The sequence below is a fragment of the Pseudomonas sp. CROZ-RG-20F-R04-15 genome (assembly GCF_022662375.1).
In the GTDB taxonomy this organism is placed as follows: domain Bacteria; phylum Pseudomonadota; class Gammaproteobacteria; order Pseudomonadales; family Pseudomonadaceae; genus Aquipseudomonas.
This window is the reverse complement of record NZ_JAKNQL010000002.1, coordinates 38,657-53,750: the sequence shown is the minus strand read 5'-3', so window position 1 is coordinate 53,750 and position 15,094 is coordinate 38,657. Positions and strand designations below refer to the sequence as shown.

At 59.9% G+C, this 15,094-nt stretch carries 12 protein-coding genes; 4 read left to right on the top strand and 8 right to left on the bottom strand.

The window, feature by feature from the left end:
• Positions 1–113: 113 nt before the first annotated feature.
• The 3 genes from fabA (at position 114) to L8H52_RS04555 (ending at position 2,442) form a co-directional block, all read left to right on the top strand.
• On the top strand, positions 114–629 hold the full coding sequence (fabA, locus tag L8H52_RS04565; RefSeq protein WP_003227150.1) for a 3-hydroxyacyl-[acyl-carrier-protein] dehydratase FabA: 516 nt from the start codon (positions 114–116) through the stop codon (positions 627–629).
• 11 nt (positions 630–640) lie between these two features.
• Positions 641–1,861: a beta-ketoacyl-ACP synthase I gene (fabB, locus tag L8H52_RS04560; RefSeq protein ID WP_008087472.1), complete on the top strand. Its 1,221-nt coding sequence runs from the start codon at positions 641–643 to the stop codon at positions 1,859–1,861.
• A 392-nt stretch (positions 1,862–2,253) separates the two neighbouring features.
• Positions 2,254–2,442, top strand: coding sequence for a hypothetical protein (locus L8H52_RS04555; protein WP_007917473.1), 189 nt, complete (start codon positions 2,254–2,256; stop codon positions 2,440–2,442).
• 70 nt (positions 2,443–2,512) lie between these two features.
• On the opposite strand, the gene L8H52_RS04550 is transcribed toward L8H52_RS04555, so the two are convergent.
• The 8 genes from L8H52_RS04550 to L8H52_RS04515 all read right to left on the bottom strand — a co-directional run bounded on the left by L8H52_RS04550 (position 2,513) and on the right by L8H52_RS04515 (position 12,115).
• Complete coding sequence (locus L8H52_RS04550; protein WP_064391592.1) at positions 2,513–3,055, bottom strand: DUF2058 domain-containing protein; 543 nt, start codon at positions 3,053–3,055, stop codon at positions 2,513–2,515.
• A gap of 25 nt (positions 3,056–3,080) precedes the next feature.
• Positions 3,081–3,914 carry a nucleoside triphosphate pyrophosphohydrolase gene (gene mazG / locus L8H52_RS04545; protein ID WP_242206007.1) on the bottom strand — a complete coding sequence of 278 codons (834 nt, stop codon included), beginning with the start codon at positions 3,912–3,914 and terminating at the stop codon, positions 3,081–3,083.
• Positions 3,915–4,038: 124 nt separating this feature from the next.
• On the bottom strand, positions 4,039–6,282 hold the full coding sequence (gene relA, locus L8H52_RS04540; protein WP_007917476.1) for a GTP diphosphokinase: 2,244 nt from the start codon (positions 6,280–6,282) through the stop codon (positions 4,039–4,041).
• Positions 6,283–6,384: 102 nt separating this feature from the next.
• Positions 6,385–7,761 carry a 23S rRNA (uracil(1939)-C(5))-methyltransferase RlmD gene (rlmD, locus tag L8H52_RS04535; RefSeq protein ID WP_242205939.1) on the bottom strand — a complete coding sequence of 459 codons (1,377 nt, stop codon included), beginning with the start codon at positions 7,759–7,761 and terminating at the stop codon, positions 6,385–6,387.
• Entirely contained in the window at positions 7,761–8,663 is a 903-nt protein-coding gene (cysM, locus tag L8H52_RS04530) for a cysteine synthase CysM (RefSeq protein WP_242206009.1), read from the bottom strand. Before cysM ends, rlmD begins: the two co-directional genes overlap by 1 nt.
• A gap of 107 nt (positions 8,664–8,770) precedes the next feature.
• Positions 8,771–9,796, bottom strand: a complete 1,026-nt coding sequence (locus tag L8H52_RS04525) for a PDDEXK nuclease domain-containing protein (protein ID WP_242205941.1) — start codon at positions 9,794–9,796, stop codon at positions 8,771–8,773.
• Positions 9,797–9,981: 185 nt separating this feature from the next.
• Positions 9,982–11,406, bottom strand: coding sequence for a sensor histidine kinase (locus L8H52_RS04520; RefSeq protein WP_242205942.1), 1,425 nt, complete (start codon positions 11,404–11,406; stop codon positions 9,982–9,984).
• Complete coding sequence (locus L8H52_RS04515; RefSeq protein WP_242205944.1) at positions 11,393–12,115, bottom strand: response regulator transcription factor; 723 nt, start codon at positions 12,113–12,115, stop codon at positions 11,393–11,395. Before L8H52_RS04515 ends, L8H52_RS04520 begins: the two co-directional genes overlap by 14 nt.
• Before the next feature lie 219 nt (positions 12,116–12,334).
• Here L8H52_RS04515 and L8H52_RS04510 point away from each other — a divergent pair, with 219 nt between their 5' ends.
• Positions 12,335–15,088 carry a response regulator gene (locus L8H52_RS04510; protein WP_242206011.1) on the top strand — a complete coding sequence of 918 codons (2,754 nt, stop codon included), beginning with the start codon at positions 12,335–12,337 and terminating at the stop codon, positions 15,086–15,088.
• Positions 15,089–15,094: the final 6 nt, after the last annotated feature.

The window sequence follows — 15,094 nt, the reverse complement described above, 5'->3', positions numbered from 1 at the left end:
ACTTTCACCACAACGCAATAGTCTATGAGTAGGCTGCCGGTTCGAGGCATGAACGCTTTGAACGGTCGGGAAGATTTGCCCCACCTGCCGCATGGGATTATTGAGGAGCTCGCATGACCAAACAAAACGCCTTTACTCGGGAAGATCTGCTGCGCTGCAGTCGCGGTGAGCTGTTCGGCCCAGGTAACGCGCAACTGCCCGCCCCGAACATGCTGATGGTGGATCGCATCACCCTGATCAGCGAAGAAGGTGGCAAGTACGGCAAAGGTGAATTGGTCGCCGAACTGGATATCAACCCTGACCTGTGGTTCTTCGCGTGCCACTTCGAAGGCGATCCGGTGATGCCGGGCTGCCTGGGTCTGGATGCCATGTGGCAACTGGTCGGCTTCTTCCTGGGCTGGCAAGGCCTGCCGGGCCGTGGCCGTGCGCTGGGTTCGGGCGAAGTGAAATTCTTCGGTCAGGTACTGCCGACCGCCAAGAAAGTCACCTACAACATTCATATCAAACGCGTCCTCAAGGGCAAGCTGAACCTGGCCATTGCCGATGGTTCGGTGACTGTCGACGGTCGCGAAATCTACACCGCCGAAGGCCTTCGCGTCGGCGTGTTCACCTCCACTGACAACTTCTAAGGGTTATTCGCATGCGCCGCGTCGTTATCACTGGTCTGGGCATTGTTTCGTGCCTGGGCAATGACAAAGAGACCGTCTCCGCTAACCTGCGTGCAAGCCGCCCTGGCATCCGGTTCAACCCGGAATATGCCGAAATGGGTCTGCGTAGCCAGGTTTCCGGCTCCATCGACCTCAACCTTGAAGAGCTGATCGATCGCAAGATCTATCGCTTCGTCGGCCACGCAGCGGCTTACGCCTACCTGGCCATGAAAGACGCCATTGCTGACTCCGGCCTGACCGAAGAGCAAGTGTCCAACCCGCGTACCGGTCTGGTGGCGGGTTCCGGTGGTGCTTCCACGTTGAACCAGATGGAAGCGCTGGACATCCTGCGCGAGAAAGGCGTGAAACGCGTTGGCCCATACCGCGTAACGCGGACCATGAGCAGCACCGTTTCCGCTTGCCTGGCCACGCCATTCAAGATCAAGGGCCTGAACTACTCCATCGCTTCTGCCTGCGCCACCAGTGCTCACTGCATCGGTACCGCCATGGAACAGATCCAGATGGGCAAGCAGGACATCGTCTTCGCCGGTGGCGGTGAAGAAGAGCACTGGAGCCAGTCGTTCCTGTTCGACGCCATGGGCGCTCTGTCCAGCAAGCGTAACGACACCCCGGAACAAGCTTCCCGTGCCTACGACAAAGACCGTGACGGTTTCGTCATCGCTGGCGGTGGCGGCATGGTCGTGGTTGAAGAGCTGGAACACGCTCTGGCCCGTGGCGCCAAGATCTACGCGGAAATCGTTGGCTACGGCGCGACCTCCGACGGTTACGACATGGTTGCCCCGAGTGGCGAAGGCGCGATCCGCTGCATGCAGATGGCGATGTCCACCGTTGATACCCCGATCGACTACCTGAACACCCACGGCACCTCGACTCCGGTCGGCGACGTTGCGGAAATGAAAGGTGTGCGTGAAGTGTTCGGCGACAAGGCACCTGCGATCAGCTCGACCAAGAGCCTGTCCGGTCACTCCCTGGGCGCTGCCGGCGTTCACGAAGCGATCTACTGCATGCTGATGATGGAAGGCAACTTCATTGCCGGTTCCGCCAACATCGACGAACTGGACCCGGAAGTGGCCGATCTGCCGGTGCTGACCAAGACCCGCGAGAACGCCACCATCAACACCGTGATGAGCAACAGCTTCGGCTTCGGCGGCACCAACGCCACGCTGGTACTGAAGCGCTGGGAAGGCAAGTAATTCCCCCCGCTTGAGCCACACATGAAAACGCCCCGACTGGTTCGGGGCGTTTTTTTTCGTCTGCAGAAAATAGCAGCCACACCGCAAAACCCTGTGGGAGCGAGCCTGCTCGCGAATGCGATATTCCAGTCACCCTCTCATTGACTGACCCACCGAATTCGCGAGCAGGCTCGCTCCCACCAAGGAACTTTGGTGACACTGGAGATGAAACTTCTGTCATGAAACTTTGCGCCCTGCGACCGAATGTCGCGGATTTCGTGGGCTGTAGCACTGTTGCGGTTTTCGCAAGAATACATTGCACAAATTGAGCGTTTACTTAGCAAGCTAACAAATCATATAACAGAGTCCTGCACACGCCTTGCTGCAGATAACTTGAGATTTGGAGCTAGCAGATGACTGTAAAAGTAACTGAACGCGACGATTCACACATGTCCCACGAAGGCGTAGCCGCCGGTATCCGCATCTGGGATGTGCATCAACAAGACTTGCTGGTCGGCATGTTCCACAACGAGATCGACGCCCACAACTACAAGGCTGAACTGGAAGTGCAAGAGCAGCAACGGGATCTGAAATCCGCCTGATTCAACCACAGCATTGAAAACGACAAACCCCGCCATGAGCGGGGTTTGTCGTTGTTACAGCTTTATCGATTTACCACATCAGATCATCAGGGATCTGATACGCCGCGTACGGATCGTCCTCGGTGCTGACTTCTTCGGTCTGCACGTTGAGCTGGACGATGCGCTGCGGATCGCGCTCCTGGATCTTCAGGGCCGCTTCACGCGGGATCACTTCGTAGCCGCCGGCATGGTGGACGATCGCCAGCGAACCGCTGCTGAGCTTGTTGCGCATCAGCGTGTTGACCGAGAGGCGCTTGACCTTCTTGTCGTCGACGAAGTTGTAGTAATCCTCGGTGGTCAGCTTCGGCAGACGCGAGACTTCGATCAGTTGCTTGACCTGCGCAGCACGCGCCTTGGCTTCGGCTTTCTCTTTCTGCTGGCGGTTCAGCTCCTGGTCACGCTTGACCTTCTCGGCCATGGCTTCCTGGGCGGCACGTTGTTGCGAGTCATCCAGTTCGATCTGGCCTTTGTGGGCCAGACGTTGCTGCTTCTGCTTGTCCTTGCTGACCTGCTTGGCCTGCTTTTGGTTGACCAGGCCTGCTTTGAGCAACTGGTCGCGAAGGGAAATACTCATGGGACTTACTCACTTGGGCAGTTGCTCAGCCGCAGCCGGGCACATTCTTTTCCTGACGTTTGGCTTCACCCCACAGGGCGTCCAACTCTTCGAGGGTGCAATCTTCTATGGGACGGTGGGTGTCGCGCAATGCCTGTTCGATAAATCGGAAACGTCTTTCGAACTTGCCGTTGGCGCCACGCAGCGCGGTTTCCGGGTCGACCTTCAGATGCCGGGCCAGATTGACTACGGAAAACAGCAGGTCACCGATCTCGTCAGCCACGGCGACGGGATCGTTTTCGGCCATGGCTTCGAGGACTTCATCGAGCTCTTCGCGCACTTTGTCGAGTACTGGCAAAGCGTCCGGCCAGTCGAAGCCGACCTGGCCTGCGCGCTTCTGCAACTTGGCCGAGCGCGACAAGGCCGGCAGCGTTGCCGGCACATCGTCGAGCAGTGACAGTTGCTCGGGCGCGGCGGATTTCTCGGCGCGCTCTTCAGCCTTGATCTCTTCCCAGCGTTGCTTGACCTGTTCTTCGCTCAAGCGCGGCACATCCAGCGGCGCGTACAGATCACCCGTTGGAAAAACGTGAGGATGACGGCGGATCAGCTTGCGGGTGATGCTGTCGATCACGCCGGCGAATTCGAAGCGCCCTTCTTCCTTGGCCAACTGGCTGTAATAGACGACCTGAAACAGCAGATCGCCGAGCTCGCCCTGCAAATGATCGAAGTCGCCACGCTCGATGGCGTCGGCCACTTCGTAAGCTTCTTCAAGGGTGTGCGGAACGATGGTCGCGTAGGTTTGCTTGATGTCCCACGGGCAACCGTACTGCGGATCGCGCAGGCGGCTCATGAGGTGGAGCAGGTCTTCAAGGCTGTACATCATTTATCTCTCACCACAAAACCTTGTGGGAGCGAGCCTGCTCGCGAAAGCGGTGTGTCTGCAACAAAGTTTTCGACTGACACACCCTCTTCGCGAGCAGGCTCGCTCCCACAGAGAAGCCACATCACGGAGTACGGTTACGCCGCGTTTCGATGATGTTCGGCAACTGCGAAATCCGCCCCAGCAACCGCCCCAGTGCATCCAGCCCCGGAATCTCGATGGTCAGGGACATCAGCGCGGTGTTGTCTTCCTTGTTCGAGCGGGTGTTGACCGCCAGCACGTTGATCCGCTCGTTGAGCAGCACCTGCGAGACATCACGCAGCAGACCGGAACGGTCGTAGGCGCGGATGACGATGTCGACCGGATAGGTGAGCACCGGCACCGGGCCCCAGCTGACCTGAATGATCCGCTCCGGCTCGCGCCCACCCAGTTGCAGCACCGAGGCGCAGTCCTGACGGTGAATGCTCACGCCACGGCCCTGAGTGATGTAGCCGACAATCGCGTCGCCCGGCAGTGGCTGGCAGCAGCCGGCCATCTGCGTCATCAGGTTGCCGACGCCCTGGATCTGAATGTCGCCGCGCTTGCCGGGTTTGTAACCGGTGGCTTTGCGCGGAATCAGCTCCAGCTGTTCGTTGCCACGTTCCGGCTCGACCAGTTGCTGCGCGAGGTTGACCAGCTGTGCCAGACGCAGGTCGCCAGCACCGAGGGCGGCGAACATGTCTTCGGCGGTTTTCATGTTGGCCTTGTCGGCCAGCTTGTCGAAATCCACCGCTGGCAGGCCGAGGCGCGTCAGTTCGCGCTCGATCAGGGTTTTACCGGCGGCAACGTTCTGGTCGCGCGCCTGCAATTTGAACCAGTGAACGATCTTCGCCCGCGCCCGCGAGGTGGTGACGTAACCGAGGTTGGAGTTCAGCCAGTCGCGGCTCGGCGTGCCGTGCTTGCTGGTGATGATCTCGACCTGCTCACCGGTCTGCAGGCTGTAGTTGAGCGGGACGATGCGCCCGTTGATCTTCGCGCCACGGCAGTTGTGGCCGATCTCGGTGTGTACGCGGTAAGCGAAGTCCAGCGGCGTCGCGCCTTTCGGCAAGTCGATGGCGTGTCCGTCGGGGGTGAAGATGTAGACCCGATCCGGCTCGATATCGACGCGCAACTGTTCGGCCAGACCACCGATATCGCCCAGCTCTTCGTGCCACTCGAGCACCTGACGCAGCCAGGAGATTTTCTCTTCGTAGTGATTCGAGCCGGATTTGACGTCGGTGCCTTTGTAACGCCAGTGCGCGCAGACGCCGAGTTCGGCCTCTTCGTGCATCGAGTGCGTACGGATCTGCACCTCAAGCACCTTGCCCTCAGGGCCGATCACCGCGGTGTGCAGCGAGCGGTAGCCGTTCTCTTTCGGGTTGGCGATGTAGTCGTCGAATTCTTTCGGGATGTGCCGCCACAAGGTGTGGACGATACCGAGCGCGGTGTAGCAGTCGCGCATTTCCGGCACCAGCACGCGCACCGCACGCACGTCATAGATCTGGCTGAATTCCAGACCCTTGCGCTGCATTTTGCGCCAGATCGAATAGATGTGTTTGGCCCGGCCGCTGATGTCGGCATCGACGCCGGTGGCCTGCAATTCGTCCTTGAGCTGGGTCATCACGTCAGCGATGAAACGCTCGCGATCAAGCCGTCGCTCGTGGAGCAACTTGGCGATCTGCTTGTATTGATCAGGCTCGAGATAACGGAAGGACAAATCCTCCAGTTCCCATTTGATATGACCGATGCCGAGGCGGTGCGCGAGCGGCGCATAGATGTCGAAAACTTCGCGGGCGACGCGGTTACGTTTTTCGTCATCGGCGGTTTTCACCGCACGGATCGCGCAGGTCCTTTCAGCCAGTTTGATCAGCGCGACGCGCACATCGTCGACCATCGCCACGAGCATCTTGCGCAGGTTCTCCACCTGCCCTTGCGTGCCCATGACCATCGACTGGCGCGGACTGAGGCTGGCACTGATCGCCGCCATGCGCTGCACGCCGTCGATCAGCTTGGCGACTACCGGGCCGAAGCGCTGGCCGACGGCCGCGAGTTCGATCTGGCCTTCGCGTACGCCGCGATACAGAACCGCCGCGACCAGCGAATCCTGATCGAGCTTGAGGTCGGCGAGAATCTCGGCGATTTCCAGGCCCGTACTGAAACTGCCGGAGCCTTCGGCCCACAGATTCTTCTTGGCATTGGACTGTTGTTCGGCCTCGCGAGCGAACTCGCAGGCTTCTTTCAAGGCTTCGCGATCCAGTGCCAGATCGACACTGACCGCGTGATCGAGCCAAGCCTCGAGATTGATACTGCCGTCAGTGTTGATCGGCTGGTGTGCTCTCACCTGTACCATCTTGCATTACCTTCCCTACGACGCAGATTCAATGCGTCAAAATCGCTGACCTCTATTGCCCGGTTGCGCTCACGGGGCTAATGCGAGCGCTGTACGGACAGATCAGACGGATTCAGACGAGCCATCCTGGCTCGCTTCAAATAACGCCATGGCCTCGACATGTGCCGTCTGAGGAAACATATCGAGAATCCCGGCACGTTTTAACCGGTAGCCCTGCTTGATCAATTCGACCGTATCGCGCGCCAGAGTTGCAGGGTTGCACGACACATACACCAACCGTTTGGCACCCAGGGTCGCCAGCTTGCGAACCACCTCGAAAGCACCGTCACGCGGTGGGTCCAAGAGTACCGCAGAAAAGCCGTTTCCGATCCACTGGGCATCGCTCAAAGGCTGGGATAAATCGGCTTGAAAAAACTTTGTGTTATGCAAATTGTTACTGGCGGCGTTGGCTTCAGCGCGATCGACCATGGTTTGCACGCCTTCGACCGCCACCACTTCGCGCACGGTTTTGGCCAGCGGCAAAGCGAAGTTGCCCAAGCCGCAGAACAGATCCAGCACGCGCTCATCGCGGCCCGGTTTCAACCAGTCCAGCGCCTGCGCCACCATCGCTTCGTTGACGCCGGCGTTGACCTGGATAAAGTCGCCCGGCCGATACGCCAGATCCAGATTCCATGTCTCCAGGCGATAACCGAGACTCAGACCGGGATCGATCGGCTGAGGTTCACCCTCGCCATGCAGCCACAACTGCGCTTCATGGAACTGGCAGAAGTCCTTGAGGATCGTCAGATCCGCGTCGGACAACGGCGCCATGTGCCGCAGCAATACCGCCAGTGACGAACCGCTGAACAACTCGACATGCCCCAACGCCTGCGGTTTGCTCAAACGACGGAGCATCTCCGGCAGACGGGTCATGATCGGCTGCAAGGGCTGTACCAGCACCGGGCATTCGCTGATTGCGACAATGTCCTGACTGCCAGCGGCACGGAAACCGACTTCGAGTTTCTTCGCCTTCATGTCCCAGCGCACGGCAATCCGGGCGCGGCGGCGATAGCCGAATTCGGGGCCGGTCAGCGGTGCGGCCCACTCTTCAGGTTCGACACCGGCGACACGCGACAATTGCTCGGCGAGCATGCGCTGTTTCAGGGCAAGCTGTTCGTCGTGGGGCAAATGCTGGACGCTGCAACCGCCGCAACGGCCGGCGTGCTGACACGGTGTCGGGCGGCGCAGTTCGCTGGCCTTGAACACGCGCTCGGTACGCGCCTCGACCACTTTGCCGTGGGCGCCGAGCACCCGCGCTTCGACCTCTTCACCGGCAAGGGCGCCGAGGACGAACCAGGTTTTGCCTTCGAAAAACGCGATGCCGCGACCGTCATTGGCCAGGCGCTCGATGCTCAAGCGCTGTTTTTTGCCGGTGGGAATTTGCGCGGCCTTGCTGCCACCCGTGGGTTGGAAGCGCAGGCCTCTCTCGTGCTTGGCCATCAGTTGGCCGCGTCGAAAATGCCGGTCGACAGGTAACGGTCGCCACGGTCACAGATGATCGCGACGATCACCGCGTTTTCAACTTCTCTGGACAGGCGCAGCATCGCTGCCACCGCACCGCCCGAGGACACGCCACAGAAGATGCCTTCTTCGCGGGCCAGACGCCGGGTGACGTCTTCGGCTTCGCTTTGCGCCATGTCGACGATACGGTCGACGCGGTCGGCCTGATAGATCTTCGGCAGGTATTCCTGCGGCCAGCGACGAATGCCCGGAATGGCCGAGCCTTCCATCGGTTGCAGACCAACGATCTGCACGCTGTCGCTCTGCTCTTTCAAGTAGCGCGAAACGCCCATGATGGTACCGGTGGTGCCCATCGAACTGACGAAATGAGTGATGGTGCCCTGGGTCTGACGCCAGATTTCCGGGCCGGTGGTGGTGTAGTGCGCTTCAGGATTATCGCCGTTGGCGAACTGATCGAGCACCTTGCCACGGCCTTCGGCTTCCATACGCTGGGCGAGGTCGCGGGCGCCTTCCATGCCTTCTTCCTGGCTGACCAGAATCAGCTCGGCACCGTAAGCGGTCATCGCCGCTTTACGCTCGGCGCTGGAATTGTCCGGCATGATCAGGATCATCTTGTAACCCTTGATCGCCGCAGCCATGGCCAGAGCGATCCCGGTGTTACCCGAGGTCGCTTCGATCAGCGTATCGCCGGCGTGGATCTGCCCGCGCAACTCGGCGCGAGTGATCATCGACAACGCCGGACGGTCCTTGACCGAACCCGCCGGGTTATTCCCTTCGAGCTTGAGCAATAGGGTGTTGCTGGTAGCACCGGGCAGGCGCTGCAAACGCACCAGCGGCGTGTTGCCGACGCAATCGGCGATGGTTGGGTACTGCAAGGTCATGGCGTATTCGCAATCCAGACGTGCGGGGGCGCCTATCATACCGGCAAACCCGCGCAGGCCATATCACGCAAAGTGCGGTGCTTATGGTTTATGGGAATAAGCAGCGGTCAGTCGCTATTTTCTGCTGTCGCCGTATCCATTGCATAAAACTCATGCAACTTGGCCTGCAGCAATTGCTTATCCGGCAGACAGGTTTGATATTCCGCTATCAATGCGGGCGAAAGACTGCGATTGAGTGCGTACTCGACGACCTCATCTTCCTTGCTTGCACACAGCAGGACTCCGATGGCCGGGCTTTCGTGAGGCTTGCGGACATTGCGATCCAGCGCCTCTAAATAGAAATCCATCTTGCCGAGGTATTCCGGCTCAAAACGGCCGACCTTGAGTTCAATGGCTACAAGGCAGTTGAGCCCTCGGTGGAAGAACAGAAGGTCGAGAGAGAAATCCCGACCGCCTACCTGCAACGGATATTCGGAACCGACAAAGCAGAAGTCGCGACCAAGTTCGATCAGGAATTCCTTGAGGCGAGATAGCAGGCCTTGGTGCAGATCGGTTTCAGAATGAGCGCCGGGCAGATCGAGAAATTCGACCATGTAGGAATCACGGAATATCTCGAGAGCTTCGGGGTGGGATTGCTGCAGTGCCGCGGAGGCTTTTGCCGGGTCGGTGACGCTTCGCTCGAACAAAGCTGCTTTGAGCTGCCGCTCCAGCTCACGTCTCGACCATTGCTCTCGAACGGCCATTCGTACGTAAAACTCGCGCTCCTCTGGTCGTTTGCATTGGCTGAAAATGGTCAAATTGTGCGACCAGGACAATTGTCGCACCAGTGGTGCGACTTTTTCTTCGGCGTGATAAAGCTCATAAAACTGGCGCATACGAAACAAGTTCGAACGAGTAAAACCTCGCAATCCCGGTTGTGTCAGAGCCAAATGTTCGGCCAATTGGCCCACCACGGAATCCCCCCACTCCGCCTGCTCAATCTTTCGACTGATGTGCGCCCCCACCTGCCAATAAAGCTCAATCAGCTGTGTATTGACCGCTTGCATGGCCTTATGTCTGGAACTGTGAATCAGCGCGAGCACTTCGTTGAAACGTTCGCCATCCGGGCTGCCAGTAAGGCTGGATACAGTCATGCGCAATTCCTTGGAGATAAGGTGAAGCACGAGCCTAACCCCTTCAGGAAGCTTGAAATGACCGCCGATGCAACTTGGGAAATGTCGTACAAAAAAAGGCGAGCGCTCCCGCAAAGTCGGAGGATTGGCGGCCCGAGCGGACTACATCGCGAGCAGGCTCACTCCTTACAGGAGATCTGTGTTGATCACACAATCTGCGGCGAACCGAGTTCCAACGTGGGAGCAAGCCTGCTCGCGAAGGCGTCAGTCGGCGCAACACCGTCATCCGCCAGCAACCGCAAATTCAGCCGCAACCCCGCCCCGCTGTTCTCCGCCCAAATCCTTCCGCCCTGACGCTGCACGGCATTGCGCGCGATGCTCAGCCCCAAGCCAAAACCACCGTCCCCGGGCCGCGAGCCATCCAGTCGGGTGAACGGTGAGAAGATCCGTTCCAGATCCCCTTCCGCTACGCCGCCGCCCTGATCTTCCAGCCACAGATGCCAGAAATTGCCATCGCGCCGTCCATCAAGACGCACGATCCCGCCCGCCGGCGAATGCCGAATCGCGTTACGCAGAATGTTCTCCAGCGCCTGCGCTAGCGTATTCAGGTTGCCACGCACCCAGCAAGATGCCTCCACCGAACACTGCAATTGCAGACTCGGCCAGCCGCTTTCATAACAGGCATTGTCAGTGAGCATTTCCCACAGGGCCTGAATCTGAATGGCTTCATCCGGCAGCGCCGTGCGGTCGGTATCGAGCCATGCCAGTTGCAAGGTGTCTTCGACCAAGCGTTGCATGCCGTCGACTTCACGACCGATGCGCTCGCGCAGTTGCACCAGACCCTGTTCGCTTTCACTGGCCACACGCAAGCGGCTCAACGGCGTGCGCAGTTCGTGGGACAGATCACGCAGCAGTTGCTGTTGCAGGGCGACTGTAGATTGCAGGCGTTCGGACATCGAGTCGAACGCCCGCGCCAGTTCACCGAGTTCGTCCGGGCGCTGGGTGATGCCGCTCGACAACCGCACATTCAACTGGTCGGCGCGCCAGGCGTTGGCCTGTTCGCGCAAGTTGTTCAGCGGCACCACCAGCAGGCGATAGAGACCGACGCACAGCAACAAAGTGAACAGGCCCGGAATCACGCCGTTGGTGATGACGCGCCAGAACACGCGATATTTACCCGGCAGGAATCGCTCGGGCAATTCGATCACCAGGCTTCCGGCGGACGGCTCTTTGGGAAACGGCACACGCAGCCACGGTCGGCCCTGTTTGTGAATTGGCCAGTCGAGACCGCGCAGGAAAGTCAGATGCTGGATCTCCTGATCATTCAGCGGATCACTGCTCAGCGACTGCAAATTGCCGCCGATAACGCCGACCCAACTGGCTTCGCGCAACTCCATGCTCTGCAACCAGTCATCGACACCGCTGCGCCCGCCATGCTGCCACGCCTGTTCCGCTTGCGCGGCATAACGGCTGAGGGTGCCGCGTGCCTCGTCGGAGAGGAACTGATTGCGCTCCTCCATGTAGCGGCCCCACGACCAGCTCAGCCAGATCATCAACAAACAGAAAGCCACCAGCAAAAACGCCAGTTTCCAGAACAGTGAATGCCGCCCCGGCAGTTCAGACCGCTTCATCAGCAGCACTCAAGACGTAACCCTTGCCCCAAACGGTGCGCACTTCACGCTCGGTGTAACCGATGGCTTTGAGTTTGCGGCGGATCTGGCTGATGTGCATGTCGAGACTGCGGTCGTGGGCCGCGTAGCCGCGCTGCAAAACGTGTTGATAAAGGAAGGCTTTGCTCAGCACTTCCTCGTCATTGCGGTTGAGGGTTTCCAGCAGACGGTATTCGCTGCGGGTCAGCCCGGCGGAGTGCTCGCGGAAAAACACCTCGCACTGTTCGTCATCGAACCGCAGCGTACCGGCCGTCACGGGCACCGCGCGCACAGCCGGGCGTCGATCCAGCGCGACCCGGCGCAGGATCGCTTCAATGCGCACATGCAACTCGACCATGCTGAACGGTTTGGGCAAATAGTCGTCGGCGCCCAGACGGAAACCGCTGATGCGATCCGCCTCGGCACCGAGGGCCGACATCAACAGCACTGGCGTCGAATGACTCTGGCGCAACTGCGTCAGCACATTCAGACCGTCCATGCCCGGCAACAGGATATCCATCAGCACCACATCGAATGGCTGACGCCTGGCAATGCTCAGACCTTCCTGGCCGTTCTGGCACCAGGTTACCTGAAAGCCGCTGCGGCCCAGATGTTCGTGAACATAGGCGCCGAGAACCGGATCGTCTTCGATAGAAAGAATGCGTGGCTGGCCAGCGGAAACAGGAGTCATGAGTATCTGCAAGTAATTCTCAGTTGAGAGTGATTATTCAAGATTGCCAGGCATCGGGCAACCCAAGGTTGACCCATCGGACAAACGAGCATCTGCCTCCCGCCCCATCCCGCCAGCATTTTTCCGAAGATTGCCTGCGAGCAAATCGCTACACTGCGCCCATGCCGCGTGCCGGATGCACGCATGAGTCAACAGATCAGCGGGATGCAGGAGATAGGCGTGCTCAAGAAACTGGGAATCAAAGGTCGCGTGTTGTTGCTGACCTTGTTGCCGACCAGCCTGATGGCGCTGGTACTGGGTGGTTATTTCACCTGGACGCAGCAGTCCGACTTGCAGAGCCAATTGATGCAGCGTGGCGAGATGATCGCCGAGCAGCTGGCGCCGCTGGTCGCACCCGCCATGGGTCACGGCAACAGCGATCTGCTGGAGCGCATTGCCACGCAATCCCTAGAGCAACCGGATGTGCGCGCGGTGACCTTCCTCGCACCGGACCGCTCACCGCTGGCCCATGCCGGCCCGACCATGCTCAATCAGGCACCCAGCGGCGACAGCGCGCATTTGCAACGGCGCAGCGGCAATGACGCGACGCGTTACCTGATGCCGGTGTTCGGCAAACATCGCAACCTCGCCGGCGAATTGATCCCGGAAGAATCCGACCGCTTGCTCGGCTGGGTCGAACTGGAGCTTTCGCACAACGGCATGCTGTTGCGCGGTTATCGCAGCCTGTTTGCCAGCCTGCTGCTGATCGCCGCCGGTCTGGCGGGCGCGGCGCTGCTGGCGTTGCGCATGGGCCGCACGATCAATCGCCCGCTGAGCCAGATCAAACAAGCCGTCGCGCAACTCAAGGACGGCCATCTGGAAACGCGTCTGCCGCCGCTCGGCAGTCAGGAGCTGGACGAACTGGCGTCGGGCATCAACCGCATGGCCGGCACTCTGCAAAACGCCCGCGAAGAGTTGCAGCACAGTGTCGATCAGGCCACTGAAGACGTGCGCCAGAACCTGGAAACCATCGAGATCCAGAACATCGAACTGGACCTGGCGCGCAAAGAAGCGCTGGAAGCCAGCCGGATCAAGTCCGAATTCCTCGCCAACATGAGCCACGAGATCCGCACGCCGCTCAACGGCATTCTCGGTTTCACCCATCTGTTGCAGAAAAGCGAACTGACCCCGCGCCAGCTCGATTATCTGGGCACCATCGAAAAGTCCGCCGACAGCCTGCTGGGGATCATCAACGAGATCCTCGATTTCTCGAAAATCGAGGCCGGCAAACTGGTGCTCGACCACATTCCGTTCAACCTGCGCGACCTGTTGCAGGACACCCTGACCATCCTCGCCCCCGCTGCGCACGCCAAGCAGCTTGAGCTGGTCAGTCTGGTCTATCGCGACACGCCGCTGTCGCTGGTCGGTGACCCGCTGCGGCTGAAGCAGATCCTCACCAACCTTGTCAGCAACGCGATCAAGTTCACCCGCGAAGGCACTATCGTTGCCCGGGCGATGCTGGAAGAGGAACACGAAGACAGCGTGCAACTGCGCATCAGCATTCAGGACACCGGCATCGGCCTTTCAACCCAGGACGTGCGCGCGTTGTTCCAGGCGTTCAGTCAGGCCGACAACTCACTGTCGCGGCAACCGGGCGGCACTGGTCTGGGGCTGGTGATTTCCAAACGCCTGATCGAACAGATGGGCGGCGAAATCGGCGTCGACAGCACGCCGGGCGAAGGCTCGGAGTTCTGGATCAGCCTGAGCTTGCCGAAAACCCGTGACGACGCCGAAGACCTGCCGGCCGCGCCGTTGCTCGGGCGCCGCGTGGCGGTGCTGGAAAATCACGAACTGGCGCGGCAGGCCTTGCAGCATCAACTGGAGGACTGTGGCCTCGATGTCACGCCGTTCAACACCCTCGAAACCTTGACCAACGGCGTCACCGGCGCGCACCAGACCGATCAGGCGATTGATCTGGCGGTCATCGGCATCACCAGCAACGACATGCTGCCCGAGCGTTTGAACCAGCACATCTGGGACCTCGAACACCTCGGCTGCAAAGTGCTGGTGCTGTGCCCGACCACCGAACAGACGCTGTTCCATCTGTCGGTGCCGAACCCGCACAGCCAGTTGCAAGCGAAACCGGCCTGCACGCGCAAATTGCGCCGGGCCTTGTCGGATCTGGTCAACCCGCGCCAGCCACGCAATGAGCCGGGCGAACCGCTGTCGAGCCGCGCGCCAAAAGTGCTCTGTGTCGACGACAATCCGGCCAATCTGCTGCTGGTGCAGACCTTGCTCGAAGACATGGGCGCCAAAGTGCTTGCCGTGGAAAGCGGTTACGCAGCGGTCAAAGCGGTGCAGAACGAGTCCTTCGATCTGGTGCTGATGGACGTGCAGATGCCGGGCATGGACGGCCGCCAAAGCACCGAAACCATCCGCCAATGGGAAAGCGAACGGCACTGCACGCCGCTGCCGATCGTCGCCCTCACCGCCCACGCGATGGCCAACGAAAAACGCGCGCTGCTGCAAAGTGGTATGGACGACTACCTGACCAAACCGATCAGCGAGCGGCAACTGGCGCAAGTGGTGCTGAAATGGACCGGCCTGGCTTTGCGCAATCAAGCGCCGGAGCGGATCAGCGACAGCGCGGCGGGCAATAATGAGCTGCCAGTGCTTGATCACGAGGAAGGTTTGCGCCTGGCCGCTGGCAAGGCTGACTTGGCGGCGGACATGCTGGCCATGCTGCTTGCCTCACTGGAGGCTGACCGCGAAGCCATCCGTGCGGCTTGCGAAAACCGCGACCAGAACGCTCTGATTGAACGCGTCCATCGCCTGCACGGTGCCACCCGTTATTGCGGCGTACCGCAATTGCGCGCGGCCTGTCAGCGCAGCGAAACCCTGCTCAAGCAAGATGACCCCAAGGCCGTCGCAGCGCTGGAAGAACTGGAGCGCGCGATCAACCGCCTCGCGGCACAAGCGAAGATCAGTGCCTGATCCACG